Genomic DNA, 26,196 nt, shown 5'->3' with positions numbered 1-26,196 from the left:
GGGAGGAGATATTCGCATTGGCAAGCCGTTTGCACTAGCGGCGGGGCACGCGAGCCAACCTATGGCGTTTTCCTCTCACCTTCACTTTCGACACCTTCTATCCCAAGGCGAAACCATGAACGAGCACGAGCACCACCACCACGAAACCCACCACGAAACCCACCACGGGGCCCCCGCCCCCGCCTACTGCTCCCCGGCCATCAGTTGGGGCGCGATCATTGCCGGCCTGTTCGCCGTGCTGTCGATCAGCTGGCTGCTGAACTTGTTCGGCCTGTCGCTCGGTGTCAGTGTGACCGATGCGAGCGACGACACCCTGATGGACGACGGCCTGCCTCAGGTCGGCGCCTTATGGATGGTTATATCGGTCATCATCGCCTTCTTCATCGGCGGCGCCGTGGCGGCCCGGATGTCGCGTGACCCGGACGAGACCAACGGCATGATCCACGGCTTCTTGCTGTGGGCCGTCTCGACGACGATCCTGCTGGGGCTCGGCTACCTCGGATTCAGCTCGCTCGTGCAGACGGGGCAGTCGTACGTGTCGGCCGCGGGCACGGGCGTCGCCACGGTTGTCAGTACCACGGCGCAGGGCGCCGCTCAGGGCGCCAGCGGCTTGGCCGAGATGGGCTCGGCGGCGGCCAGCACCGACCTGGCGGCCACGCTCCGTGAGCGGCTTCAGCAGCAGGCGGCCGAGGCGATCGCCGCGGTCGACGCCGAGGGAGGGCCCGAGGTGACCGAAGAAGACGTCCGCGCTTCGATCGAGGAGCTCGACGACGAGACGATCGATCAGCTCGTCACGCAGCTGATGGACGACGACCGCGAGTCGGCCGCCCAACTGATCGCATCGCAGACCGACCTGACCGAGGAGCAGTCCAACGACCTCATCGAGGGCGCTTACCAGGCGCTCAAAGAGCGGTTCGGTAACCCCGGCAACAACCAGAGCCTAGCCGACGACCTCCGTTCGCAGATGGCCGATCGTTCGGCCGCGGTCGTCGCGTCGCTCGACGCCGAAGGGGGCCCTGAAGTGACCAAGCAGGCGGTGCGCGAAGCGATCAATGATCTCGACGCCGAGCAGTTCAACCAGGCCGCCATGCTGATGATCGAGGGCCGCGACGAGGAGGCGGTCGACTTGCTAGCGAGCGAGACCGACCTCAGCGAGGAGCAGCTCAACGACATCGCCAACGGAGTGGTCGAGCCCCTGCAGGAGCGGATCGAAGCGGTCAAGCGGATGGCCAACGAGGCCGTCGAGACCGCGTCGACCTACGCCCAACAGGTGCTGTGGGCCGCCTTCGCCACCACGGCGTTGGGGCTGGCTGTCGCGGTGCTGGGCGGCTGGTGCGGGGCGGACGCCTCGCGTCGCTACTACGAAACGAACCGCGTCAACACGGTCTGAGCCGCGACGGCAGCTCGCCGTCGCCGCCCAGCCATTCCCTTTCTCAATCCACTCCAATCAACCGAGGATAATGTCATGCGTTACGGACTCTTAGGCACCGTGCTGGTGGTCTTGCTGATCGCCGCCCTGTTGCAGAACGTCGCCCTGGGCGGCATCGGCGGGCTCGTCCTGCTGATCGTGATCGTCTTGCTCGTGCTGGGCCGGATCTGATCGTCGACCATCAGCCCGTATCGGGTTCGATCGAGGAGACCAATCGAGGGCTCGGCCACACGGCCGGGCCCTCTTTTTTGTAAGGCTCTGGGCCGGTTACGCGATGCGTGGCGGCTCGCAGGTCGGCGCGTGCGATAGCGTGCGAGCGTTGGGCGTCTTGCTTGAAGAGGGCAAGGAGATGATGGAGCAGGACGCCGATCCCGGCGTGTAGGACGTCCTGCTGATCGCCGCCGCCCACAAGTCCTAGAGCGGTTTGTTCATTGGTGTAGACGCTCGGCTCGCGATCGGCGTCATGGCTTCGTCAGCCTGCATCGACAATGCACCGCATTGCCTGCTTCGGCTTCCTCGCCACGCCGCCAATCGCTTCCCCCCTCGTCCACACCTATTCGAAAAACGCTCTAGCTGAGCGGCTCAGTCCTCTTCGAGCTCTTCCTCCTCCACCGCTCCCACGCGATTAATCGCCGCCTCGTGTTGCGCGGGATCGACGATCAGCACGTTGTCGCCCAGGTTCAGCTCGGTCGGGTCTTCTTCGATCGGCCGGCCGCGGTCGTCGAGCTTCATGTCGGCCTCGGCGGTTCGCTTCTCGGCGACCTTCACGAGCTGGTCGTACAGCTCGCGCTCCTCGGCGGCGTTGATCTCGCTGACGGCCGTGGCCACTTCCTTGAGGTAACGCAAGAAGACCTCGCGGCGGTCGGACTGCTGCTTCACCTTCAGGCGGCGGCGGAGGTACATGCCGAGCTTGCGGCCGACGGCCTGCAGGCCGAGGCGGATCTCCTTCTGGATCTCCGGGTAGGAAGCGATCGCCTCCTTCGACTCGCTGGTGAAGGGAACCCACACGCTGGCGATGTGCACCATCAGGCTCACCGGGCCCTTGGGCATGCTGCCGCGCGACTGGCTCAGGCCGTAGCCGCGCCAGTTCATACCGCTCACGCTCTGTGTCACGCAGCAGGCGGCTTGCTGGAACTGCAGCGGCACGCGGTTGGCGTAGCGCATCACCTCCATCTGTTGCCCCTCGGCCACGTTCACGTTCTTCATCGCCTCGAACAGCTTCTGGCGTTCCTTGGGCTTGAGGCCCGAGGGGTTCTGGCGTGTCTTGAGCGTGGCGGCCTTGACGATCTTGTCGGCGGCGTCGGACCCCAGGCCGTTGAACGTGTGGATGAGGAACTGGCGGATCGTCCTGGTGTCGGTCTCTTCGAGCAGGTCGAGCAGCAACTCCATCGTGATGTTCTGCGTCGGCGCCGAGCCGCCGTAGGCGAGGCCCACTTCCACCTGGAAGGGGTTGCCGCGGTAAACGGAGGGGGGGCGGGTGGCGGCGGCGTAGAACTCGCCCGGCACGACCTGGTGCAGCCCCTTGAGGATCAGCCCCTCGCCGATCGGGCAGATGCAGTCGGTCGCCGGCGGCGAGATCTTGGTCTCCTGGATCGCCGCGTAGAGCTGGTCGATCTGCGGGCGGTCGACCTTGTGGACGTTCGTGCGCGACGACACCTTGGCCGTCTCGCAGAGCCGCTTGGCCACGGCCGGCGTGACGCGTGAGAACCGGGTGCGGAAGAACTCCGAGACGCTCTGCGCCTCGGCCTCCTCGATCATCGTGGCGAGCCGGCCGACCTCCACGCCGTAAGGGTGCGGCTTGATCTCCTTGGCCTCGGGGGGCAGCACCTCGGCGCTGCGCAGGTAGTCGTACTGGTAATCCTCGGGGTCGAGGTAATGCAGTGTCACGTGCGGGTTGGCGATGGCGGTCTGCTGCAGGTACTCGTCGACGCTGCCGCGGCCGCGGACGAATTTGGCCTCGAGCTCGATCGTCACCCGCGTGCCGTGCGGCTGGTCAACCCACTCGATGCCGTGCTTCTCGATGTAGGCGGCGCCCTTCTCGCCGGGCGGGATGTCGACCCCTTCGCCCTTGCCGTTGAGGATCTTGGGCTCGTTGCGCCGGGTGTCGATCTGGATCTCGTAGTAATGGGCCGGCTTGCGGACGGAGACCTTCGAGATGATTTTGACCGGCTTGCCCGTGGTCTGCACGCCGTACATGCCGGCGGCGGAGATGCCGATGCCCTGCTGGCCGCGGCTCTGGCGCAGGCGGTGGAACTTCGAGCCGTAGAGCAGCTTGCCGAAGATCAGCGGGATCTGCTTCTTGAGGATGCCGGGGCCGTTGTCTTGGATGCCGACCTTGTAGCGGCCGGTGGTGGTCGGCTCGATGTGGACCCAGATTTCGGGCAGGATGCCGGCCTCTTCGCAGGCGTCGAGCGAGTTGTCGACCGCCTCCTTCACGGTGGTGAGCAGCGACTTGCGCGGGTTGTCGAAACCCAGCAGGTGGCGGTTCTTGGCGAAGAACTCCGAGACGGAGATCTCCTTCTGCGAGGCGGCCATCGCCTGGGCGGTGCTGCGTCGAGCGGAGGCGGGTTTGGGGGCCCGTGTCGCGACGCCGGTCTTGGTGCTGCTCTTAGCCAACGATCAACTCTTCGGGGCTCGAATCGGGGGTGGTAGTACTCGCCGCGGCGGGCCCTCGGGTGGAAGACCTTGCCGGTTGTACGGGGCGTAGCGGCGGTTCGAATCAGGCATTCTAACGGCCCCGCGGCCCCCCTCCCAGGCGGTCCGCCGCCCGCCTCGGCAGTCCGCGGGCCGTGCAATCGCTACAGCCGGACCAACCCGAGCGGCGCCACGCGCAAGGCGGCTGCGACGGGCGTAGAAAGGCTCACCCGGGCGACCGCCCCGCGACGATTCCTCGTTAAGACCCGCATGGCCGGCACGGGAGGGACCCCGTGAGCCAGCCAAGCCGGGGGGGAATCGGACCGGCCACGCGGCCGGCGGCACACCGCGGAGCAAGGAGGCCTGCGATGACTCGGCTTACGACTTACACGGCCCTGGCGGGCATTCTCTCTCTCCTCCCCTCGCTGGCGATCGCCGGCCACGGCTGGGAGGGAAAACGGATTGTCAGCCACCAGCGGCCCAACGACCTATTCTACAACGAGTACGTCGCCCCCGGACCGGGCGGCGGCCCCCCGGCCGAGATGTACGTGGCGCCCGGCCCCGTGCCGGCGCACGTGGGCCACACTTACACGACCTACCAGCCGTTCATGCCACACGAGTACCTCTACGGCCACATGCGGTCGTACCAAACGCACCACGCCGGCTCGGGGTGGACGCGGACCAACGTCCGCTACGGCACGTGGGGTTTGAAGAAGCCGTTCTCGTTCCACGGCGCCCGCCCGTGGCACACCTACCGCTCGATGGACGCCTATTGAGACGCCGCGAGGCGGACCATCGCCGCGTGATGACCGATAGGCTGACCCCCACAGTCTCCGCAGAAGTCAGAAAAGGACTCCCCATGCGTGATCTCAAAAGTATCCTTGCCGTCGCGGTCGTGACCGCCGCGGTTTGCTCGGCGGCGGCGAGCGCCGAGGCCCACAATTATATGAAGCCGCTCTACCGGGCGTCGAGCTACAGCTGGAACGGCAATTACGCCCACACCCAGTACGGCCAGCCGGTGGCGATGGTCGTGCCGCCGACCGCCCAGCTGCAGACCAACTGGGGCTGGGGCGTGGGGAGCAGCCGCGTCTCACGCGCCGACCACCAGTTCGGCCGCAACTACCCCGGCGCCATTGGCGGAGGCGGCGGATACCGCACCACGCCGGTCTGGCCGCAGGACACGATGCAATTCGGCGTGTACAACGTTCGCGGCCCCTGGTGAGCCGTGCAGTCGTACCTGATCGACCATTCCAAGCCGTCAGTCCCCCCCGACGGCGAGCCGCCGGCCCTGCAAAAGGGCCGGCGGTTTTTTTGTGCGTTACGGCTCCGGCAGCAAGGCCTCGATCGCGTCGAGGCTCGCGTTCGCCTTGGCGTCGAGCGAGTTGCCCGCCAGCAACCGCGTGAGGCGCAACAACTTGGCGGCTTCTTCCGTGCGGCCGAGGGCCACCAGCAGCCGCAGCCTCGCGACCCGCGCCTCAACCCACCCCGCGCCACCACGGCGGCTGCGGGCCTCGATCTTGCGCCACAAGCCGAGGGCCCGCTCTCGGCTCGCGGCCGACGCGGAGCGGGCGAGCTGCGCGGCGAGCGCCCGCTGGGTGGCGCCGTCGTCGGGCCGCTCGGCGGCGAGTGTCTCGAGCTGGGCGACCGCTTCGCCTTCTCGCCCGAGCGCCCCCAAGGCGACCGCACGGCCGCGACGCAGCGACTGATTCTCGTCTGTCGCCGCTTCTTGCAGCGATTCGTCCTCCAGCAACGGATCAACAACCGAAAGCAAGAGCTCGGCAACCTCGCGCCGCTGCTCACTCCTATCGGCCACGCCCCCGTCCGCCATAGCGAGCCGCGCGACGAGCGACTCGACAAGCCGTGGAGCGGCAAAACCTTCACGGCCGCTTATCCGTGAGAGCGTGGTGCGGGCCTCGCCGATTTGGCCGAGCGTCACCTGGGCCTGGGCGAGCACCGGCAGCGCTTCGGCCAGCCACGCGGCAGAAGGCTTGGGCGACCCCGCCACGGCAACCCCGAGCAGTTGGGCGGCGTACTCGGCGCCCGCCGCGCCGCGGGCGAGGTGGATCCGGCCCAAGGCCAACGCGCAGCGGCGTTGCGAGTCGCTCCACGAGGGCGGCCAGCTGTTCGCCTTGCCGGTGATGACCGGCTGCAGCGTTGCGGTCGCCTCGGCGATCAGGGCGATCGATTCGGCGGCCGCCGCGCCAGCCACCTTGCCCTCGTACGCGCGGGCGGTGAGTTCGATGGTCGCGGGCGTCGCGGCCTCGTCGGCTGGCAGACGCCCGAGCGCGGCGAGCAACTGGTCCCAGCGGGAGAGCCCGGCGAGCAGCCCGAGCCGCAACCGCGCCGCGTCCGCGGCGCTCGGCGATTCGGGCCAGGCGCCGGTGTGCTCCTCGAGCAGCGCGAGGCAGCGCTCGGCGACCGGCTTGTCGCCGGGCTTGGCTCGCAGCCCCTGCATGGCGGCGAGCCAGGCCGCACGGTGCGCCTCGGCGGCGCGTGGGTGGTCGGAGTTCGACAACGCGGCGCGGCGGAACCGCTCGGCGGCGTGGGCGTGTTCGCCCCGCTGGGCGGTGATGGCCGCGGCGGCGATCGCGAGCTCGAACGCTCGGCCGCGTCCCCCCGCGTTGTAGGCGGCGGACGCCGCGCGGTCGTATCGCTCGACCGCCTCGGCCGAGCGGCCCATCCGGTACAGGTAGGCGGCGGCCACCGAGAGCGATTCGGCGTCGCCGGCCGTCATGTCGAGCAACGCCTCGCCGGCCAGTCGCTCGGCTCGCCGCGCCCACGATCCTCCGTGCCGCGATTCGCCTTGAGCGAGCGCCTCGCGGATCGTCTCGGCGTGTCGCCGTCGGGCGGCGCCCTCGGCCTCGCGCCACACGGCGGCGAGGGCCTCGACTTCGGCCAGGTCGAACTCGTCGTGCGGTGGAGCTTGCGACCGCTTGCGCTCCTCGATCGCTTGCAAGGCTTGCTCACGCTCTCCGCCGGCCAGCAGCAGGCGAACCCGCTCGGCGTTGAGCGCCGAGCGGGCCGCGGGCTCGGCGTGCGCCTGAAGCCAGCGGGCGAGCTGCTCGGTCGCCACGGCGAGGCGGCCCAGCAGGCGCCGGCTACGCAGCTCGGCGAGTTGCGCCCGCAATAGCACGGGCGCGGGCAGCCGTTTCTTGCTGAGCGGCTCGACGGTCATCAGCGCACGCAGCAGCGCGTCGTCGCGATCGGCCGAGTCGGCCGGCAGTCGCTCGCCGACGGCGAGCAGTGTCTCGCCCTGAGTCAGGGCGACCCGATTGGCGAGCGACTCGATTTCGGATTGGCTGAATCCACCCGCCTCGTCCCCCACGCGGCGGAGCCGCTCGATCGCGTCGGCCGTCCGGCCCATGGCGTCGGCCGCCTCTCGGAGCAAATCGAGGTCGTCGAGCGCGGCGCCCTCGGCGGCGGCGTTCAGCGCCAGTTGCAACCGGGCGATGAGCAGCCGCGGCGCCTCGGGCCGTTCGGACGCAAGCCTTGCGAGCGGCTCGTTCGCGCGATCCCAGGCGCGCGAGGCGTCGGCGCCAGGGGGCGTGGCCAGGGCCTCGTCGGCGCGCAGGGCGGACCAGGCGAGCGCCGTCTCAAGCGCTTCGGCGTCGGTCAGGTCGTCGCGTTGCGATTCGCGCCGAAGGTGCGACTCGGCGAGTCGGCCTAGCCCACGCGTGCGGAGCCAATCGGCGTACGCATCGACGCGTCCCGCCGGCGCCGCCGCGGGCGAGAGGGCGACGAGCAACGCCGCCAAAGCAAGCAGCCGCGGCGTCGATGAGGCCGGCCTCGTCATCGGGCGCCCCCGTCGGTGAGCGTGTCGGCCGAGGCGGCGAACTGCACCGTGTCGAAGCCGGCAAGCCGGGCGGCGTCGTACGCGGAGATCGCCTCACCGAACGGCACGGCGCCCTCGGCGTCGACGATCACCGGCAGCGAGCCGTCGACCTCGGCGAGCGCGGCCAAGAGCTGCAGCAGTTCCTGGCGGGTCTCGCAGCGGCGGTCGTCGTTGAAAGTCCACACGGCCACGCCCTCGTCGCCCGGCTCGCCGTGGAGCACGACCTCGTCGAGCTCCGGCAGGTCGTCGAGCTCGATCGTTGCGGCGCCCTGCGAGTTTTGCACCAAGAGATCGGCCAGCAACGCCTGCTCGGGGATTTTGAAGCTCGAGGTGCAGACGAAGAAGATCAGCAGCAGGAACACCACATCGATCATCGGCGTCATCGACGCCCCGAGCGTCGAGTCGCGCGATCGTTCGGTTCGCCAGGCGAGACGCATACGGGGAGGGGCTAGGGGTTAGGGATGAGGGGATAGGGGGGGGATGACCAATGACCAAGCCTCAATGACCAAGGAAGCTTGGCACGCAAGAATTGGTCATTGAGGCTTGGTGATTGGTCATTCACTTACTGTTTGTCTTCGTAAACCGCGAAGACAACGTTCCAAACCTCCGCCTCGGCGCAGGCGGCGAGCACCGGCTCGACCGACGCGTAGTCGGCCGCGCGGTCCGATCGCACCCGCACGGTGATCCCTTCCTCGTGCCGCTCCGACTCCGCCCGGAGGCGCGCGAGCAACTCGGCCGGCTGCACGGGCGAGCCGGCCAGGAGCACCACGCCGCTGGCGTCGACGTTCACCGTGACGTGCGGCGTGCTGTCGGCTTGGCTGTCGCGGCCGCTTGCGGCGGTCGGCAGGTCGAGGTCGAGCAATGTCTCCCGCTTGGCCAGCGTGCTGCTCACCAGGAAGAAGATGATCAGCAAGAACACGACGTCGATCATCGGCGTCATGCTGATGCTGAGCGATCGCGTTGTGGGGGTGTGAGGGAGACGCACGGCGAGTGGCGAGGGAGTAGGGCTTAATGGGAGTATTGCAAAATTTCAAATTGCAAATTTGCAATCATTGCCGCGCAGGTTGTTGGTCTTTCGGCCGCATGACGCCGCCGCGCTTCAGCGGCTTGAGCAACTGCAGCGCCCTGTGCGCCGTTTCCGACGCCAGCCCGTCCACCCGGTTGCGGAACACGGCAAAGGCGCCGAGCGCCGGGATCGCCACCAGCAGGCCGGCCACCGTGGTGACGAGCGCCTGGTAGATGCCCGAGGCGAGCTGCGAGGCGGTCGCCGCGCCGTCGGTCTGGGCGACCTCGCGGAAGGCGAGCAACATGCCGACCACTGTGCCCAAGAGGCCGACCATCGGGGCGATGTTGCCGATCACCGAGAGGTACTCGATCTTGCGCAGCAGGCGGGCGGTCTGGTCGCCGGCGGCGTCTTCCATCCCTTTCTCCACGGCGGGCCAGCCGGCGTCGGCCTCCGACAGCCCGGCGCGGGTGACGGCCGACAGGAAGCAGGGCTGGCTGTCGCAAGCCCGCGCGGCGGCGGCGAGGTCGCCCGCGCGCATCGCGCGGACCAGCTCGTCGTCGACCCCGGGCGGGGCGAGCACGCCGCGGCGGATGGTGAGCGCGTGCTCGACGACCAGCGCGAGCGCGGTCATCGACAGCGCCGCCAAGAGCGCCATGATCGCCATGCCGACCGGCCCGCCGGCCAGCACGATGTCGAGCAGGCCGTCGTCCGACGCTTGGGCGAGGGGGAGAGGAGGAACCATTGAATCTAGGGGCACGATGATCGTTTAAGGGGTGGCTTCGTGGCTTGTCAGTTGCTTTGCTGCGGCGGTTTCGGGGTAGTTCTCTTGGAGCTCCGCGACAAGCCGCCGCAACTCGCCGGGGTGGCCGGCGGCATCGGTCGCCTTCACGCCGACGAGCAACCCGGCCGCCGCCAGCGGGCGATTGTCTCCGTAGAACGCCGGCAGACGCAATGCCGCCGTGGCGGCTTCGTCCCAGCGCTCGGCGGCCAGCAGGCCGCGGGAGACAACGAGCCACGGCCCGGCGCGGACCGGCTCGGGCGTTTCACGCGTCTTCTCTTCCCACAGCGCGAGTTGGTCGGGGCGGGCGTCGCGTGTCCGCAGCCGCCAGAGCTGCGCCGTGGCGAGCGGCGCCACACGCGGGTTGTCGCTCTCGGCCAACCGCAGCAGCTCGGCCTCGGCCGCCGCCGAGGCGCGGTCGCCCAAGAGCCAGCTCGCGCCCAGCAGCCGGGCGACGGGGTCGTTCGCCGCGCCGAGCCACCTGAGGGCGACTCGGCGTCCAACGCCGCCGCTGGTCGTGGCGGTGGGAGGCTCCCACGCCAGCGGCGCCAGCCGCCAGGCGGGCGTAGCCGGGTCGCTCGCCGCGAGGGCGAGGAACAGCTCGCCGGCCGACTCGTTCGCGCCGAGCGCGACGCGCACCACGATCAGGTCTTCGACCACTCGGCGTTTGGCCCAGGGCCGCTTCTCGCTGCGCACCGCGTCGGCCAACAGCGCGTCGGCGGCCGACCACTCGCCGACGACCATCGCCGCGCGGCTGCGCTCGTAGCTGACCTCCCAAACGGTCTTGAGGTCGAGCAGCCGGTCGGCGGGCGCTCGCAGCTCCGCGCCGTTCTCGCGCCGCAGCGTGAGCCGCTCGCCCGTCAGATCGAGGATCTCACCGACGACCGACCGTTTGGCCCCACCGGGTGTGCTGGGGGAGAGTAGCACCTCGTCGCCGCGAACGTCTGTCGGAAGAACGAACCACGAAGACACGACGCTTAAGACGAAAGCACGCGCAGCTATCTGGCTGCGCGTCTTAGTGCCCGTCGTGTTGCCACGGCTTGTTATCACTTGGTGAGCCTCTGCGTGTCGACATAGCCGTACTGCCCGCTGGTCGCCTCGGCGAGCGCCACCAGGAAGTTGCGCCGCCTGGGGCTCGGGCCGCGGCCGAACTCGATGGTGTTGATCGTCACGGCGCCGGCCGCACGCGACCCCAAGACGAGCTTCATCTCGCGCGGCGTCATCGGGTCGTCGGCGTCGGTGAGGAAGAACAACGCGTCGGGCCGCATCCTCAGGGCGAGCGTGAGCGCCTCGTAGCGGTCGGTGCCGCCGCTGGCCGTGACGCCGCTGACGAAGTCGGCGGCCAGTTGCTTGTTGGGATCGGTGGCGAACGCCACGCGTTTCTGCCCGCCCGACAGGTCGAAGACCGACTGGCTCTGGTTGAAGAAGATGATCTGGAACTGGTGGATCGATTCGAGCGGCCCGAGGCTGCGGATGAGCTCGTTCTGCGCGGCGCGGAGCGGGGCGCCGGCCATGCTGATCGAGCGGTCGAACAGGTAGACGAAGCGGCTCCCCTCGCCCTCGACGCCGAAGACCGACACGCGGGCCTGCCCCGGCTTGAGCACACCGCCACGCGGCGCCCCGCCCGAGGCGAGCGAGGCGGCCTGGGCGGCCGCGGCCGGCGCGGGGCCCGTCTCTTGCTTGCTCGGCAGCAACTCGGCCAGGCCGGCCGTGTCGGCCGGCGGCAGGGCGTCGAGCAGCGCCTGCTGGCTCTCTTCCGAGATCGAATCCGAGGGCGAGTCGGCCGGCTCGGGGCGCTGGCCCTCGAACAGCGTCGCCTCGTTGCTGGTGGTGCGGAGCACGATGCCCGCCTCGCGCGGGGCCTCGTCGCCGCCGCGCGGAGCGCCGCTGAGCAGCCACACCGCTAGCAGCAGGAGCAGGCCGTGGACCACGGCCGAGGCGATCCACGACGGCAAGCCGGCCCGCGAGCGGGGGCGGTTGTTCGGCGGGGCGAGATCGGCCGGGGGCATGCCGTCTTTCTTAGCAGTTTCTGCGGGCGGCGGCCAACGCGGTATGGGCGGATGACCGGGCCGCCGTGGCCCCCTATACTGCCCTAAAGGCCCCCGTCTTGTCGGGGGCTGCTAGCTCCGCCTCTAAGCAACCGCGCACCGGGAAGGCCAAGACGTTGTCGCTCGAAGTGATCCACTACCCGCACCCCACGCTGCGGCACAAATCCAAGCCGCTCGCGCGGGTCGACGCCCAGCTCAAGATGTGGGTCGAAGAGATGTTCGACCTGATGTACGAGCACGAGGGCATCGGCCTGGCGGCCAATCAGGTCGACCTGCCGTACCGGCTGTTCGTGATGAACGTCGAGGGCGACCCCGACCGACCGGAGCTCGAACGGGTGTTCATCAATCCCGTGATCTCGCAGGGCAAGGGCCAGAGCGCGATGGACGAGGGCTGTCTGAGCCTGCCCGGCGTGCGGGCGCCCGTGACGCGTAACGCCCAGATCCGCGTGCAGGCGTACGACCTCCAGGGCAACGAGATCGACGAGCAGCTCACAGGCATGGAGGCGCGCGTCGTTCTGCACGAGACCGACCACCTCGACGGCGTGCTGTTCACCGACAAGCTGCAACAGGCCGAGCTGGCTGAGGTGCGCGACCTCTTGGAAGAGTTCGAGATCGCTTTCCAGAGCCAACAAGAAAGCGGCGAAGCCCCAACCGACACCGTGGTGGCGGCAAAGATCGCAGAGCTCGAAGCGGCGCGCGTCTGACAGCTCGCCCGGGTCAATCGAATCCTAGTTTGAGTTGCCCGTCGCTTGGCGCGTACTCGTCGATGTAGCCATCGACGCTGCACTTCCGCCGGGTGTTGTCGCAGGTCATGTAGCGGATCTTGCCGAAGATCTCGCGCTCCGGGCCCCAGGCGCGGTCGTAGCGGCCCAGGACCCAGAAGATGCCGCTGTAGGAGTTCGGGTCGCGGCCGTCGAGGGCGTACTTGTTGTTGAGCTCCAGCATGATGTCGAGCGCCGCGCGCGGCGACTCGCTCCAGTGCAAGATCTTCTTGCCCCACAGCATCCGCAGGTAGTTGTGGATGTAGCCCTCCCGCACGAGCTGGCCCTGGGCGGCGTTCCAGAGGTCGTCGTGCGTGGCGCCGCGCTCGAACTCTTCGAGCGTGTAGACGTGCTCGCGCTCGTCGTCCTCGTGCTCGGCCAAGGTCTTCTGGGCCCAGTCGGGGAGCGACTCGTAGCGGTCGTGGCGCGTCTCGCGTGAGCACATGTTGAAACCGAGCTCGCGCCAAGTCACCAGCTCGTCGAGGAACGACTCGGCCGCCGGGCTCATGCCCCACCACCCTTCGCGTTGGCCGGCCGTCTTGCTCGAGACCTTCTTGGGGCTCCACTGCTCGCGGTCGGCGATCTCGTCGAACGCTTGGTGCGCGGAGACGCAGCCGAAATGCAGGTAGGGCGACAGCCGACTGGTGGCGTCGCGCTCGGGCTGGTTGCGTTGGTCGCCGTACGCCTCGAGCTTCTCCTCGACGAACGCTAGCAGCGTCTCCTCGCCGGCGACGTGGCCGCCGAGCGTTTCGACCGTCGGCACTTCGTTCTCGAACGGGAATCGTGCGAAGCCGTCTTTCTCGTCGAGCAGACGCCGCGGCTCGGCCGCCGGCCAGCGCTCGGCGATCTCATCGGGCACGGGCTTGGAACGCGGCGGCTCGGTCTCGTCGAGCGGGTCGCTCTCGGGCGCCTCGGCGAGGTGCTCCAGCAAGTTCTTCTGCAGGAACCGCCGCAGGTCGTAAGCCCGCGCGAAGGTCCTGTCGGCCGCCCGCATCGGCAACAGGCCGTTCGAGTCGACCACTTCGAGCCGCACGTCGATCTGTCGCGCCGCCGCGCGGGGCAGATGCCGCAGGAAGTAGGCCGGGTAATCGTCGCCCACGACCACGCAGGCCCGCTCGGCCCAAGCGGCCAAGAGCCCCCGGCCGGCGCCCGGCTCGGGCTCGAGGTAGGGGTAGTGCGTCACGCCCTTGCGGTCCATCGCCCGGGCGTTGTCGGCCATCCCTTGGACTACAAACCGGTGGAACCGCTCGCACGACCATGGGTAGTCGCACCTGAGGGGCTCGAGCACTACGAGCGGCTTGCCGAGCTCCTCGCACCAATGAAGGGCGTGCTGGAGGGCGAAATTGTACCGCGGGCGTCGCTGGGCGGTCATCCAGTAGAGGACCCAATCGCCGTCGCGGCGGACCGGGGCCTCTTTGACGGTGCGCAGGCGGATTGCGGGGACTTGGCTCATGCAGGCATGATAGTGGATCGAGCCAATTCGACACCTAGGGAATCGTTATGCGACTCGTTGTCATGGGAACCGGCCCCTTCGCCGTGCCGACCTTGCGCGCCCTCCAGGCGAGCGAGCACGAGGTGCTCGTGGTAGTGGCCCGACCGCCGCGAGGCCGGCGGCGCGAGCCCGCGCCGCCGATGGTCGCGGCCGCCGAGGAGCTCGGCCTGCCGGTCTGGCGGCCCGAGAGCGCCAATCTGAGCGAGTCGCAAGAGCGGCTGCGCGGCTACGAGGCCGACCTGATGGTCGTGTGCGACTACGGCGAGATCCTCAAAGACGCCACGCTCGGCGTCACGCGCCTGGGGGGCGTGAACCTGCACGGCTCGCTGCTGCCGAAGTACCGCGGCGCGGCGCCGGTGCAGTGGGCCGTTCTCAATGGCGACGCCGAGTCGGGCAGCACGGTGATCCAGATGACGCCGGGCCTCGACGCCGGGCCCTCGCTCGGCCAGTCGCGGCTGGCGATCGATCCCCACGAAACCGCCGGCGAGCTCGAAGAGCGTTTGTCCGAAGCGGGCGCGCCGCTGGTGCTGCGCGTCATCGGCGAGCTGGCCGCCGGCACGGCGACGCCGGAGCTGCAAGACAAATCGCAAGCGACCAAGGCGCCGCGGCTGAGCAAAGAGCAGGGCCTCGTCGATTGGTCGCGTAGCGCTCAAAAGATCAAGAACCACATCCGCGGCATGGCCCCCTGGCCGCGGGCGTTCACATTCGTGCCGATGGAGAAGGGCGAGCCGTTGCGGCTGGTGATCGACCGCGTCGACGTGGTCGAAGGGGCAGGGGCGCCGGGCCCCGTCGCTCCGGGAACCGTGCTTGAGGCTAAGGAGCGGCTCGTCGTTGCTTGTGGTGAAGGGGCGTTGGAGCTGCTCGATGTGCAGCCGGCTGGCAAGCGAAGGATGGCGGCGACGGATTTTCTGCGCGGGGCTGCGATAAAGCCAGGCAATTCAATGAGGACAGACTTGTGAAAGACCCGTGGGGATTCGTCGCAGGTCTGGCATGGCTTTTGGGACCGTACCTTGTGGTTGGCCTCGCGTGGCTTGTCGCATGGAAGATGTTGGCGCCCGATCACCGCTGGAGGGCCAACCATTTCTTCTTCGGGTGCCTCTTGATCCATTCGGGGCTGAGCATGGCCCTGCACGGCGATCGCAGCGGCGACTTGGCTTGGGTCAATCCGTTCTCTCGATCCCTCGTTACGTTCTACGCCGCGCATTCCATCACTCAGTCGTTTGCGGTTATGAAGCCCGAGGAAGGATGGCATTTTCCCCGGTTTGGAGTGAGGGCGGTGCTGATCTTCACTACCATCTTGGCGTTGCAGCTTGGGTTGCAACGTCTTATCGCGGGGTGATGCTTCTTGGCGGGGCCGTCCGATCAGCCGTAGGCTGAAAGCTCGTCGGCTACCGCCGTTGATAAGGGCTGAAATAGCCGACGACCCAGGGTCGTCGGACAGTCGTCGGACAATGGTGTGCTGACGCCGGCCCCGTTTTGCCCTCGCGGGGCCCCGCCGTGGCTTGCTACCATAGCGGGTCGCGCTCCCCCCACGCCCCGTCAGGCATGCTAGCATGAGTACCCACGATATCGTGCTGTTCGCCTTCGCCGTGCTGGTGGCCGTTTCCACGCTCATGAAATTGATGCGGCGGCGCCGCGACTTGATCGTTACCTCGGTCCAAAAGCAGATCGACGACGCCCGCGAAAAGGCCGAGGCCGAGGCGCAACGCAGAAAAGATCAGGCCGCGTGAGCCCAACCGCCACGTGGCTGTGCTGTGCTGCCGTGTTGCCCCAGCCGCCGACGGGAGTCGGCGGTATGAATCCCGCGTGGCGCCGACCGCCGACTCCCGCCGGCGGCTGAGACGTCCCCCCGCGAGTGGCTGATTATTTTATGACCATGAAAAAACTCTACATCGAGACCGTCGGCTGCCAGATGAACCTGCTCGACTCGGAGCTGGTCGTGGCGAGCCTGCGCAAAGAGGGGTACGAGCTCACCCCGTCGACCGCCGACGCCGACACGGTGCTGTTCAACACCTGCAGCGTGCGGCAGCACGCCGAGGATAAGATCTACAGCGCGCTGGGGCGGCTGAAGAACGCCAAGCGCGAGATGCCCGACAAGGTGATCGGCGTGATGGGCTGCATGGCCCAGAAGGACCAGCGGCTCATCTTCCAGCGGGCGCCCTACGTCGACCTGGTCGTCGGCCCCGGCCAGCTGCACCAGGTGCCCGAGCTGGTGCGCCAGGCGCGCGAGAACCCGGGCGAGCAACGCCTGGAGGTGAGCCTCGGCCGCAAGGACGGCGCCGTCGACTCGATCAAGCGGAGCCACGAGTCCTTCGACCCGTTGCGCGACCCGTCGATGCGGCCCACGCCGTTCCAGGCTTACGTGCGGATCCAGATCGGCTGCGACAAGTTCTGCACCTACTGCATCGTCCCCTCGGTGCGCGGCCCGGAGCAGAGCCGCCCGCCGAGCCAGATCGTCGCCGAGGCGCGGCAGCTGGTGAGCGAGGGCTGCAAAGAGATCACGCTGTTGGGCCAAACGGTCAACAGCTGGCGCCACACCGAAGACGGCCGTGCGTGGCGGTTCAGCGACCTGCTCTACGCCCTGCACGAAGTCGACGGCCTGGAGCGGCTCAGGTTCGTCACGAGCTACCCCAAGGACATGACCGACGACGTGCTCGAGGCGATCCGCGACCTGCCCAAGTGCGTCAAATACCTGCACGTGCCCGCCCAGCACGGCAGCGACGAACAACTCAAGCTCATGAAGCGCGGCTACACGATCGCCGAGTACCGCGAGATGCACGACCGCGCGAAGCGCTGGATGCCCGACGTCGCGGTGACCAGCGATTTTATCGTCGGCTTCTCCGGCGAGACCGAAGAGCAGTTCCAGATGACGATGGACCTGGTGCGCGAGTGCCGGTTCAAGAACAGCTTTATCTTTAAGTACAGCGAGCGACCCGGCACGAAGTCGGCCGACCGGCTGCCGGACGACGTGCCCGACGAGGTCAAGAAACGCCGCAACAACGAGCTGTTGGCCCTGCAGAACGAGATCAGCGAAGAGGACAACCAGCGGTTCCTCGGCCAAAGGGTCGAGGTGCTTGTCGAGGGCCCCAGCAAGAAGCAGCCGCAGCGCGAAGAGGGCGACCCGGCCGTCCAGCTGATGGGCCGCACGATGTGCGACCGCATCGTCGTGTTCGACGGCAACCCGCGGCAGATCGGCCAGACGATGCCGATCGCTATCTACGACGCGAACGCCCACACGATGTTCGGCGCCGTAGTGACGGAGCACGTCACCCCCGAGGTGGTGCCGCTCGCCGTGCCCACCCAGGCATAACGAGGGAACTCCTATGCAGGGCTACACGATCGCATTCGCTGTCGCCGGCGGCGCTACGCTGGCGGCTCTCCTGCTCGTTTGTGTGCTGTTCTGGGTTCGTTCCCGCTACGCCCGGGCCGCTTGTTGGTCTCTCTCGCCGGCCGTTATTGGGTGGGCCATCTTTCTAGGCTGCGAGGCGTCGGCAGCGGGCCCTATCCGGGTTGATGTGCTGCTTCTGTATCCCTTTGCTTTGGTGGCGATGGCACTTTCGTTCTGGCTCGTGTTTGGGTTCTCCGTAAGCGCTCTGATCGAGGCTTGGCGAGGCAGGCGGCCGTGCACGAATGCCTAGTGCGCCAATACTAGGGGCTGGCTCCCATTGGGCCGAGTTCCGCGGATCCTTCCTCCTACGCCTCGCCGGCTTGGGGCTGGTGAAGTAGAATAAAAACACGACGCGCCGCGGGTTGGGCGGACACTCCGGCGGTCACCCAGGCCGTCTCTCCGTCTGCCCGAAGCCCCTACTCGCCGGAACATGGACCCTCTGCTCAAGCGTCGTTCGCTCGACGCGTCTCACGAACGCGGCCGCACGGGCGGATCCGAGATGCGGATCCCCGGCGATCCGGAGGGGGCGGTCGATCTAAGTCGACTCGCGCAGGCGGGCGTGGGTGACGATCAGCTGGCGGAGATTTGCAAGCGCTTCACCGCCGCCGCCCCAACGCTGGCCGACCCCGAACTGGCCTGGACCACGCTCGAGCGTTTTTTCGATGCCCACCGAGGCCGGGTGTCGGCGACCGACCTGCTGCGTGAAGACCCCACGGGCGCCGACGCGCTGACGCCGCTCTTGCAGCTGTTCGCCGCGAGCAAGCACCTGGGCGACGCCTTGGTGAGCGACCCGCGTTGCTACGCCTTGCTGCTCGAGAGCCAGGGCCGGCCGTCGACGCGGCGGGCGCTGGTCGAGAGCCTGCTGAGCGAGTCCGCCGGCCTGCGGGGCAAAGGCGAGGTGTCGGACGCCCTGCGCCGCGCCAAGCGACGCGAGACGGTCCGCATCGCCTTTGGCGACATCGTCCGCGGGCAGTCGGTCGAAGCGGTCGCCGAGCAGATCTCGTACCTGGCCGACGCGATCGTAGAGGCCGCCCTGGCGTTCTTGCGGCGCGAGCTCGAAGAGAAGCACGGCGCCCCCCGTGGCCGCTACGGCCGCCCGCCGCGGTTCTGTGTGCTCGCGCTCGGCAAGCTCGGCGGGGTGGAGCTCAACTACTCGAGCGACATCGACCTCGTGTTCCTCTACGACGCCGAGGGGCACGCCGACAAGACCCGCGCGATCCACGTCACCGAGTATTACGACCGGCTGTCGAAGGACCTGATCCGCCTCTTGAGCGAGTCGAGCGGCGCCGGCCCGTGCTACCGGGTCGACATGCGGCTGCGGCCCGAGGGCTCGCGCGGGCCGCTGGCGATGAGCCTCGAGGCGATGCTCGCCTACTACGACACGAAGGGCCGCACCTGGGAGCGGCAGGCGCTGATCAAGGCCCGCCCGATCGCCGGCGACGCCGAGCTCGGCGGCGAGCTCTTGGCCGCCATCAAGCCGTGGGTCTACCGCCGCTACCTGAGCCAGACCGACATCGCGGGCGTCAAGGCGCTCAAGCGTCGCATCGAACGCCGCGCCCACAACGAGGGGGCGAACTACAGCAACGTGAAGACGGGGCAGGGGGGGCTGCGCGACATCGAGTTCGTGATCCAGTTCTTGCAGCTCCTGAACGGCGGCTCGCAGCCCGAGCTGCGCACCGGCAACACGCTCGAGGCGATCGGCCTCTTGGAGAAGAGCGGCTGCCTCACGAACCAGGAACGCACGCTGCTCGAACAAAACTACATCTTCCTGCGTCGGCTAGAGCACCGCTTGCAGATCATGCTCGACCTGCAGACGCACACGATTCCCTCGAGCGACGAGGAACAGCACAAGGTGGCGATCCGCATGGGGTTCGTCGCCACGCCCCACCAGACGCCGCTCGAGGCGTTCCGCGCCGACTACAAGCAGCGGACCGACGAGAACCGCAAGATCCTCGACCACCTGCTGCACGACGCCTTCGGCGACGAGGCGGCCCAGGAGCCGGAGGTCGACCTGGTGAACGACCCGGCGCCCGAGCCCGAGCGGATCGCCAAGGTCTTGGGCCGCTACCCGTTCGACGACGTGCCGGCCGCCTACGACAACCTGATGGACCTGGCGACCGAGAAGATCCGCTTCCTGTCGACCCGCCGCAGCCGGCACTTCCTCGCCTCGATCGCCCCCCGGCTGCTCGCCGCGATCGCCGAGAGCCCCGAGCCCGACGCCACGCTCACCACGCTCAGCCGGGTGAGCGACTCGCTCGGCGGCAAGGCGGCGTTGTGGGAGCTGTTGCACCAGAACCGCCCGTCGCTCGACCTGTACGTCAGGCTGTGCGCGGCGTGCCCTTACCTGTCGGGCATCCTCACCAGCAACCCGGGCATGATCGACGAGCTGATGGACAGCCTGCTTGTCAGCAAGCTCCCCACGCTCGCGATGCTCGACAGCGCGCTCGACGATCTGACCCGCGGCGCCGAAGACCTCGACCCGATCTTGCACAGCTTCCAGAGCGCCCAGCACCTGCGGGTCGGCGTGCGTGACATCCTCGGCAAGGACGACGTGCGCGACACCCACGCGGCGCTGTCCGACACGGCCGAGAGCTGCCTGAAGCAGATCGTCCGCCGCGAGCACGCCGCGCTGGTGGAGAAATACGGCGAGCCGCGCATCGGGCCGTCGCCCTCGGGCATGAGCGGCGAAGAGGCCCTCCGGCACGAGGCCCGTTTCGGCGAACGCGTGGGCGAGCCGTGCGAGCTGATCGTGCTGGCGCTCGGCAAGTTCGGCGGCCGCGAGCCGAACTACCACAGCGACCTCGACATCGTCTTCCTGTACGAGGCGGAGGGCATGACGCGCGCCCGACGCCGCAGCGAGACCACGACCAACGGCCACTTCTTCAGCGAGCTCGGCCAGCGGATCATCAAGGTCGCCAGCCAGATGGGCCCCAACGGGCGGCTGTACGAGGTCGATCCGCGGCTCCGACCCACCGGGCGCAGCGGCTCGTTGGCCGTATCGCTCGGCGCGTTCGATCGCTATTACGATACGGGCCCCGGCCAGCTGTGGGAGCGCCAGGCGCTCTGCAAGGGCCGCGTGCTCTTCGGCTCGCCGCGGGCGGCGACGATGGCCGAGGACTCGCTCGCGCGGTCGGCCTACGGACCGGCGTGGCGGAGCGAGCACGCCGACGAGATCCGCGACATGCGCAGGCGGCTCGAGGCGTCGGCCAGCGAGCACAACCTCAAACGCGGCCCCGGCGGCACGGTCGACACGGAGTTCCTGGTCCAGACACTCCAGCTCCGCCACGGCGGCGACGACCCCACGGTGCGGGTGCCCGGCACGATCGACGCGCTCTCGGCCCTGGAACGCGGCGGCTACCTCGGCGCCGACGACGCCGCCTTCTTCCGCGGCAGCTACCGCACGCTGCGCAACGTCGAGGCGCGGATCCGGCTGATGAACTCGGTCGGACGCCACGAGTTCCCCACCGAAGCGGTGGAGCAACGCCGGCTGGCGTTTTTACTCGGCAACCACAGCGCCGAGGAGCTCAAACGCGAGGTGCTCGAACTGCTGCACGAAACACGTGAGCGGTTCAACCGGCTGATGGCTTCGGCCGCCCGCTGAGGCCGCCCACTCGCCCACCTGGTCGTGCGGCGATCACTCGATGTTCACCACGCGCTCGTACGGCTCGGCGTCGGTGACGAAGATCTTGCCGTCGCCCATCCGGCCGGTGCGGGAGATCTCCACCAGCTTTGCCAGCACCTCGCCCAGTCGCAGGTTTTCGACGAACATCGTGATCTCGACCTTCGGCAGAAACGCCTCGGAGTACTCGCTGTCGCCGTACTGGTCGAGGTAGCTCTTCTGCTTGCCGTAGCCCTTCACCTCGGCGACCCAGAGCGCCTCGAGCGGCGCGCGGCGGAGCCCCTCGAGGATCTTCTCCACGAGAAACGGCTTAACGATCGCAACAACCTGCTTCACGAGAGAGGCGAGAGGTGAGAGGCCAAGGGGGGGGATAGCCGCGGACCCACGGTCCGCGGAGCGCCACGAGCGATCCCCAGTGTACCCTGACCCCAACTCCGATTGAAACTCACCCGCCCTCGCGATACGCTTGTCTCCCTCCTGCCCGGGCGGGCCACTTTGGCCGCCGCGGGCTTTTTTCGCGGGCCCCGCCCGCCGCATCGCACCCCACGGACACGGCGCCACGGCATGGAAAAGCAGTACAGCAAGCACCAGCAGAAGATCATCAAGAACTTCTACGACAACCGCGAGGCCTCGGGCCTGCAGCGGCTGCAGGAGCTGGTCACCGAGCTCTACCTGTCCGAGGGCAAGAAGCGTGAGAAGCAGTGGGAGTACATCGAGAAGGCGTTAGACAAGGTCGGCGTCAAACCAGACCGCATCGCCCACCTGCGCAAGCAGGACGACCCGGCGCTGCTGGCCAAGCTGGTCGAGGAGCTGATGGCGAAGTGACGGGAGAATGACGAATGACGAAACGCCACGGTGACGAGACGCCTTAATCTTTGTTCGTCATTCGGCATTCGGGTTTGGTCATTGCCCACCACCTTCTTCCCATTCCTATGCAGCAATACCTCAATCTTCTCCGCCACGTGCTCGACCGCGGCGCCCCCAAGGGCGACCGCACCGGCACCGGCACGCGCAGCGTGTTCGGCGCCCAGATGCGGTTCGACCTGGCCGAGGGGTTCCCGCTCGTGACGACCAAGAAGTTGCACCTCAAGTCGATCGTCCACGAGCTGCTCTGGTTCCTCGCCGGCGACACGAACACCCGTTACCTCAAAGAGAACGGCGTGCGGATCTGGGACGAGTGGGCCGATGAGAACGGCGAGCTCGGCCCGGTCTACGGCAAGCAGTGGCGCAGCTGGGCGGCGCCCGGCGGCGAGTCGATCGACCAGATCGCCGAAGTCATTGACCAGATCAAGACGAACCCCGACTCGCGGCGCCTCATCGTTAGCGCATGGAACATCGCCGACGTGCCACGCATGGCGCTGCCGCCGTGCCACCTGCTGTTCCAGTTCTACGTGGCCGAGGGACGGCTCAGCTGCCAGCTTTACCAGCGTTCGGCCGACGTGTTCTTGGGCGTCCCCTTCAACATCGCCAGTTACGCGCTGCTGACGATGATGGTCGCCCAGGTGACGGGCCTCGAGCCGGGCGAGTTCGTCCACACGCTGGGCGACGCCCACCTGTACGACAACCACCTCGAGCAGGCCGAGCTGCAGCTCACCCGCGAGCCGCGGCCGCTGCCGACGATGCGCATCAATCCCGATCGCAAGTCGATCGACGACTTCGTGTACGACGATTTCACGATCGAGAACTACGACCCCCACCCGCACATCAAAGCGACCGTGGCGGTTTAGGGCGATCCAGGCTCCTTCCCCAGGCCCTGTAGGGAACGCCCTCTGCGGCGTTCCAGCCCCGGGCACACGCGCCCCAACGCCCGTTGCGTTTTCACCGGCGCACTACCGCCCCGTATGCCGCCACACGATGCGATGAGTGCGTGTGCCCGGGGCGGGGATCGCCACAGAGGGCGATCCCTACAGGGGGGCGAAGCCCCCCACCCTAGCCCTCTCCCACGAGGGAAGGGAAAATCATGGGCATGCCCGAATCAAAAACCCCAAAAATCGCTTTCGTCGCCGCCGCCAGCGACAACGACGTCATCGGCCGCGACGGCGACCTGCCGTGGCGCCAGTCGACCGACCTCCGCCGCTTCAAGCGCGAGACCCTCGGCCACACGCTCGTGATGGGCCGCAAGTCGTACGAGGCGATCGGCGAGCCGCTCCCCGGGCGGGCGACGGTCGTGCTCACTCGCAACACCGACTGGAGCGCCGGTGAGGATCGCGTCCGCGTCGCCGCCGATCTCGATCAAGCGCTCGAGCTGGTCGCCACCTGGGGCGCCGAGTTGGGGATGAACCCCGACGTGGCGATGGTCACAGGCGGCGGGCAGATCTTCGAGATGGCCCTGCCGCGCGCCGACCGCCTGCTGCTCACCCGCATCCACGTCGAGCTGGAGGGCGACGCCTTCTTCCCGCGTTTCGACGAGAGCGCGTGGCGCCTCGCCGAGTCGCTCTGGCAGCCGGCCGACGCGAAGAACGACCACGCCTTCACGTTCGAGACCTGGCTGCGGAAATGAGCGGGCCCTACTTGATGCAGTCATGCACAGGACGATGAAGCCGACGTGGATTCGTCGATGATGCCATCTTCGAGAGCTTTGACGGAAGTCGCAAAGATTTTCGCTTCGCTGACGAATACAGAGTAGGCAAGTCAAGCACCTCTGTTACCACTCCCAACTCTAAGGCACAGCCAGACTAGATGTGCTCTCCGAATGAACGCTATACAGCGTCAGTGCGAACAATCATACTTCCACTCTTGGTGCTGCTGTCTCTCACTCTGGCCGCACAACTCAGCAGTTTGGCCTACACAATCGACGGCAGTTTCTTACCTGCTTTAGCTCCAAGCGTACTGGTGTTGTGCGTGGTCACTATTCCACTAGCGACGTTAGGGCTCATCCTAGGGCAAAACGTCGGCCTTGGGGCTCCGCTATTGACGGACCTGCTCAATCGCAAGCCAGGCTCGGGAAAACAGCTATTTCTCGATGCCAGACTGGCCCTTTGTCTGGGACTAGGTCTCGGCGCCCTGTTGGTCTTGATTAGATACGTACATCAGCCATTTCTCCCGCCAGAGATGCCAGAGCTTGGCCACCGAGGTCCTTTGGGAGGACTGCTGGTTTCGATTGGGGCCGCCATTGGAGAGGAAGTCTGGCTGCGTCTCGGCGTGATGACTATCCTTGCAAGGGCATTAGTGTATCTGTATCGGCGAGATGACGTCGACGCGGCCATCGGATGGTCGGCCATCGTTATTTCGGCCATAGCGTTTGGAGCGATACACCTGCCCCAACTTGCGTCGTATGAAGCGGCTTCACCCGTTGGCATCGTTGCCACAGTCTTAGGGAACACACTCGTTGGACTGCTGTTCGGCTGGCTCTACTGGCGACGTAGTCTAATCGCAGCAATGATCGGCCACTTCGCTGTCGACATCGTACTTCACGTTCTGACAGCATTCAGAACATAGGTGGCCTGAAAACGTTTCGGTCGTCTGATGTGCGTCGGAGTGAAACTTCGACGCTGATTCGGCCCGGCTGCTAAGTACAAAGGCGGCAGGGTCAGCAGAGAGTTCGGCTGACCCTGCCGCCGCGATGCCTCTGCTGGGGGCGCCAGGCCGCTAAGCTGCTCCGGAGGGTCACACTTTTGTACTTACCTGTGTAGGAGGCTCCACAAAGCACGTAGGCCGGATCAAGCGGTGTGATAACACTCGGCTCAACCGCCGCGCCGGCAACGAGCGTCCCGTATGATTCTGCCGGAAACGCGCGGCAGTAAGTCTCACGCTATTGTGGATTCGCCGCGCCACTTGTTCCGGCCTACACGCTTGTGTCGGTCCGTATAGCGGACCCCCGCTCATTTCCCGGCGGCCGTCTCCTGCTCGGCGGCGTCTTCTTTGCCCTCGGCCACCAGCTCCTCGGCTTCTTCTTTGTCGTCGTTCGAGGCGGAGGGGCGCGCGTCGTCCTTGGCCGCCGCGTTGAACTGAGCCGTGATCGCGAAGTGGTCCGAGCCGGGAGTCGCCACCCGGTCCATCGCCACGAGACGCCACCCCTCGGACACAAAAACGTGGTCGATCGGGAACCGCCAGACCGGCCAGTGGGCGTGGTAGGTGTTCATCAGCCAACGCCCGCGGCGGGGGTCCTTCAGGTCGCTCAGGTCTTGGAACAACCGCGTGGTGTGCGACCACGCCACGTCGTTGAAATCGCCGGTGACTATCCACCGCTGGTCGGGGTCGCTGCTCACCTCGCGGGCGACGAGCACCAGCTCGGCGTCGCGCACCCGGCTGTCGCGACGCTCCTCGTTCCCGCCGCTGGGGGCGCCGCGGTCCCGCAGGCCTGGCGGCGTGGGGTGGACGCCGACGAACCGCACCGGCCCGATGCCGGGCGCGTCGACCGTGGCGAACACCGAGGGGCGGCGCTCGCTCACCAGATGCCTGACCTCCGAATCGAGCAGGGGGAATCGCGACCAGAGCACGATGCCGAGCCCCTCGCCGCGCACGACGCCCTGCCGGTGCGGGTAGTCCCCGTCGAGCGGCCGCAGGGCTTCGGCCCACGCGTCGTCGACCTCCATCAGTAAAACGAGGTCGGCGTCGAGTCGCCGGATCATCGCGAGCGTCTCGGCGTGGCGGTCGTTGTCGTATTTGAGATTGGCGGTGAGCAGCTTGAGAGCCGGATCGCCCGCCGCTTCGGCGCTGGGGGTCTCGGTCGGCCAGAGCGGCGTGAACGGGGCGACCTGCCACAGTTGCCAGAGGGCCACAGCGAGCACGAGCGACAAAACCACGGCGTGCTGTCGCCGACGGCCGCTTCTCCACGCGTGAAAAAACGCGGCTCCGAGCGGGAGCAGCAACAGCGCGGCGATCTGGACGCGTGGGAAGTCCCAGATCCGCACCCACCACTCGCCCGAAGGCGCTAGCGGCAGGAGCGTCAGCAACGTGAGCAAGCCGAGCACTAGCCAGGCCGACCACCGGAGAGTCTTGTCGAGCATCGGGTACGCCCTGGGAGATCGAGAAGCCCGTAGCATACCGCGCCATGCCCCGCCGCTCACGGGTTCGCTGAGAGCGCTTTGAAGTTCTACGACCGCACGCCTGAAACTAGCCGAGAGATCTAGCAGCTACGCGCGAATGCGTCCCGTCGATTGGCTCCGCTTCTAGACCGCCATAGTCTTAGGCAATCGTTCCAGCCAATCGCGAGGCAATCTGTTGGGCGAATCGCCAAAGTGCGCGTGACAAGCAGGCTTCGTCCGTC

General features: G+C 67.6%; 24 protein-coding genes. 14 read left to right on the top strand and 10 right to left on the bottom strand.

The window, feature by feature from the left end; translation table 11 throughout:
- The first annotated feature begins 115 nt into the window (after positions 1-115).
- Positions 116-1,390, top strand: a complete 1,275-nt coding sequence (locus tag Mal64_RS06615; protein WP_146398250.1) for a TIGR04086 family membrane protein — start codon at positions 116-118, stop codon at positions 1,388-1,390.
- 75 nt (positions 1,391-1,465) lie between these two features.
- Positions 1,466-1,600, top strand: a complete 135-nt coding sequence (locus tag Mal64_RS20270) for a hypothetical protein (protein ID WP_261342179.1) — start codon at positions 1,466-1,468, stop codon at positions 1,598-1,600.
- Between the two features lie 411 nt (positions 1,601-2,011).
- Here the strand turns inward: Mal64_RS20270 and Mal64_RS06610 are convergent, their stop codons facing one another.
- Positions 2,012-4,045 carry a DNA topoisomerase VI subunit B gene (locus tag Mal64_RS06610; RefSeq protein ID WP_231993597.1) on the bottom strand — a complete coding sequence of 678 codons (2,034 nt, stop codon included), beginning with the start codon at positions 4,043-4,045 and terminating at the stop codon, positions 2,012-2,014.
- Positions 4,046-4,431: 386 nt separating this feature from the next.
- On the opposite strand from Mal64_RS06610, the gene Mal64_RS06605 reads away from it, so the two are divergent.
- Entirely contained in the window at positions 4,432-4,839 is a 408-nt protein-coding gene (locus Mal64_RS06605; RefSeq protein ID WP_146398248.1) for a hypothetical protein, read from the top strand.
- 83 nt (positions 4,840-4,922) lie between these two features.
- Positions 4,923-5,285, top strand: a complete 363-nt coding sequence (locus Mal64_RS06600) for a hypothetical protein (protein WP_146398246.1) — start codon at positions 4,923-4,925, stop codon at positions 5,283-5,285.
- Between the two features lie 96 nt (positions 5,286-5,381).
- On the opposite strand, the gene Mal64_RS06595 is transcribed toward Mal64_RS06600, so the two are convergent.
- The 6 genes from Mal64_RS06595 to Mal64_RS06570 form a co-directional block, all read right to left on the bottom strand.
- On the bottom strand, positions 5,382-7,856 hold the full coding sequence (locus tag Mal64_RS06595) for a hypothetical protein (protein ID WP_146398244.1): 2,475 nt from the start codon (positions 7,854-7,856) through the stop codon (positions 5,382-5,384).
- The gene (locus Mal64_RS06590; protein ID WP_146398242.1) at positions 7,853-8,332 is read right to left on the bottom strand and encodes an ExbD/TolR family protein; all 480 of its coding nucleotides are present in this window, start codon (positions 8,330-8,332) and stop codon (positions 7,853-7,855) included. Before Mal64_RS06590 ends, Mal64_RS06595 begins: the two co-directional genes overlap by 4 nt.
- Positions 8,333-8,457: 125 nt before the next feature.
- The gene (locus Mal64_RS06585) at positions 8,458-8,880 is read right to left on the bottom strand and encodes an ExbD/TolR family protein (protein WP_231993596.1); all 423 of its coding nucleotides are present in this window, start codon (positions 8,878-8,880) and stop codon (positions 8,458-8,460) included.
- Between the two features lie 64 nt (positions 8,881-8,944).
- Complete coding sequence (locus Mal64_RS06580) at positions 8,945-9,643, bottom strand: MotA/TolQ/ExbB proton channel family protein (RefSeq protein WP_146398240.1); 699 nt, start codon at positions 9,641-9,643, stop codon at positions 8,945-8,947.
- A gap of 24 nt (positions 9,644-9,667) precedes the next feature.
- Entirely contained in the window at positions 9,668-10,606 is a 939-nt protein-coding gene (locus Mal64_RS19710; protein ID WP_197525512.1) for a hypothetical protein, read from the bottom strand.
- 119 nt (positions 10,607-10,725) lie between these two features.
- Positions 10,726-11,688 carry a hypothetical protein gene (locus Mal64_RS06570; protein WP_146398236.1) on the bottom strand — a complete coding sequence of 321 codons (963 nt, stop codon included), beginning with the start codon at positions 11,686-11,688 and terminating at the stop codon, positions 10,726-10,728.
- Between the two features lie 155 nt (positions 11,689-11,843).
- On the opposite strand from Mal64_RS06570, the gene def reads away from it, so the two are divergent.
- Positions 11,844-12,431, top strand: coding sequence for a peptide deformylase (def, locus tag Mal64_RS06565; RefSeq protein WP_146398233.1), 588 nt, complete (start codon positions 11,844-11,846; stop codon positions 12,429-12,431).
- Positions 12,432-12,444: 13 nt separating this feature from the next.
- Here def and Mal64_RS06560 read toward each other — a convergent pair whose 3' ends face one another.
- Positions 12,445-13,941, bottom strand: a complete 1,497-nt coding sequence (locus Mal64_RS06560; RefSeq protein WP_146398231.1) for a deoxyribodipyrimidine photolyase — start codon at positions 13,939-13,941, stop codon at positions 12,445-12,447.
- A 47-nt stretch (positions 13,942-13,988) separates the two neighbouring features.
- Between Mal64_RS06560 and fmt the strand changes: the two genes are divergently transcribed.
- The 5 genes from fmt (at position 13,989) to Mal64_RS06540 (ending at position 20,969) form a co-directional block, all read left to right on the top strand.
- Positions 13,989-14,939: a methionyl-tRNA formyltransferase gene (gene fmt / locus Mal64_RS06555; RefSeq protein ID WP_146398229.1), complete on the top strand. Its 951-nt coding sequence runs from the start codon at positions 13,989-13,991 to the stop codon at positions 14,937-14,939.
- On the top strand, positions 14,936-15,319 hold the full coding sequence (locus Mal64_RS06550; RefSeq protein ID WP_146398227.1) for a hypothetical protein: 384 nt from the start codon (positions 14,936-14,938) through the stop codon (positions 15,317-15,319). The genes fmt and Mal64_RS06550 overlap by 4 nt, the downstream gene beginning before the upstream one ends.
- Positions 15,320-15,533: 214 nt before the next feature.
- Complete coding sequence (locus tag Mal64_RS19705) at positions 15,534-15,710, top strand: hypothetical protein (protein WP_197525511.1); 177 nt, start codon at positions 15,534-15,536, stop codon at positions 15,708-15,710.
- 146 nt (positions 15,711-15,856) lie between these two features.
- A complete protein-coding gene (miaB, locus tag Mal64_RS06545) occupies positions 15,857-17,290 on the top strand; it encodes a tRNA (N6-isopentenyl adenosine(37)-C2)-methylthiotransferase MiaB (RefSeq protein ID WP_146398777.1) in 1,434 nt (477 codons plus the stop codon).
- 508 nt (positions 17,291-17,798) lie between these two features.
- Positions 17,799-20,969, top strand: a complete 3,171-nt coding sequence (locus tag Mal64_RS06540; RefSeq protein ID WP_146398225.1) for a [protein-PII] uridylyltransferase family protein — start codon at positions 17,799-17,801, stop codon at positions 20,967-20,969.
- Between the two features lie 33 nt (positions 20,970-21,002).
- On the opposite strand, the gene Mal64_RS20145 is transcribed toward Mal64_RS06540, so the two are convergent.
- Complete coding sequence (locus Mal64_RS20145; protein ID WP_146398223.1) at positions 21,003-21,323, bottom strand: P-II family nitrogen regulator; 321 nt, start codon at positions 21,321-21,323, stop codon at positions 21,003-21,005.
- A gap of 228 nt (positions 21,324-21,551) precedes the next feature.
- On the opposite strand from Mal64_RS20145, the gene Mal64_RS06530 reads away from it, so the two are divergent.
- The 4 genes from Mal64_RS06530 to Mal64_RS06515 all read left to right on the top strand — a co-directional run bounded on the left by Mal64_RS06530 (position 21,552) and on the right by Mal64_RS06515 (position 24,425).
- Complete coding sequence (locus Mal64_RS06530) at positions 21,552-21,812, top strand: hypothetical protein (protein WP_146398221.1); 261 nt, start codon at positions 21,552-21,554, stop codon at positions 21,810-21,812.
- Positions 21,813-21,919: 107 nt separating this feature from the next.
- Positions 21,920-22,714 (top strand): thymidylate synthase, encoded by a 795-nt coding sequence (locus Mal64_RS06525; protein WP_146398219.1) that lies wholly within the window; start codon positions 21,920-21,922, stop codon positions 22,712-22,714.
- 239 nt (positions 22,715-22,953) lie between these two features.
- A complete protein-coding gene (locus Mal64_RS06520) occupies positions 22,954-23,487 on the top strand; it encodes a dihydrofolate reductase (RefSeq protein ID WP_146398217.1) in 534 nt (177 codons plus the stop codon).
- Between the two features lie 239 nt (positions 23,488-23,726).
- Positions 23,727-24,425 carry a CPBP family intramembrane glutamic endopeptidase gene (locus Mal64_RS06515; RefSeq protein WP_197525508.1) on the top strand — a complete coding sequence of 233 codons (699 nt, stop codon included), beginning with the start codon at positions 23,727-23,729 and terminating at the stop codon, positions 24,423-24,425.
- A gap of 383 nt (positions 24,426-24,808) precedes the next feature.
- On the opposite strand, the gene Mal64_RS06510 is transcribed toward Mal64_RS06515, so the two are convergent.
- On the bottom strand, positions 24,809-25,936 hold the full coding sequence (locus Mal64_RS06510) for an endonuclease/exonuclease/phosphatase family protein (RefSeq protein WP_197525507.1): 1,128 nt from the start codon (positions 25,934-25,936) through the stop codon (positions 24,809-24,811).
- Positions 25,937-26,196: the final 260 nt, after the last annotated feature.

It is taken from the genome of Pseudobythopirellula maris (genome assembly GCF_007859945.1).
Taxonomy (GTDB): domain Bacteria; phylum Planctomycetota; class Planctomycetia; order Pirellulales; family Lacipirellulaceae; genus Pseudobythopirellula; species Pseudobythopirellula maris.
Note: the sequence above shows the minus strand (reverse complement) of the source record. Positions and strands in the feature narration are given on the sequence as shown.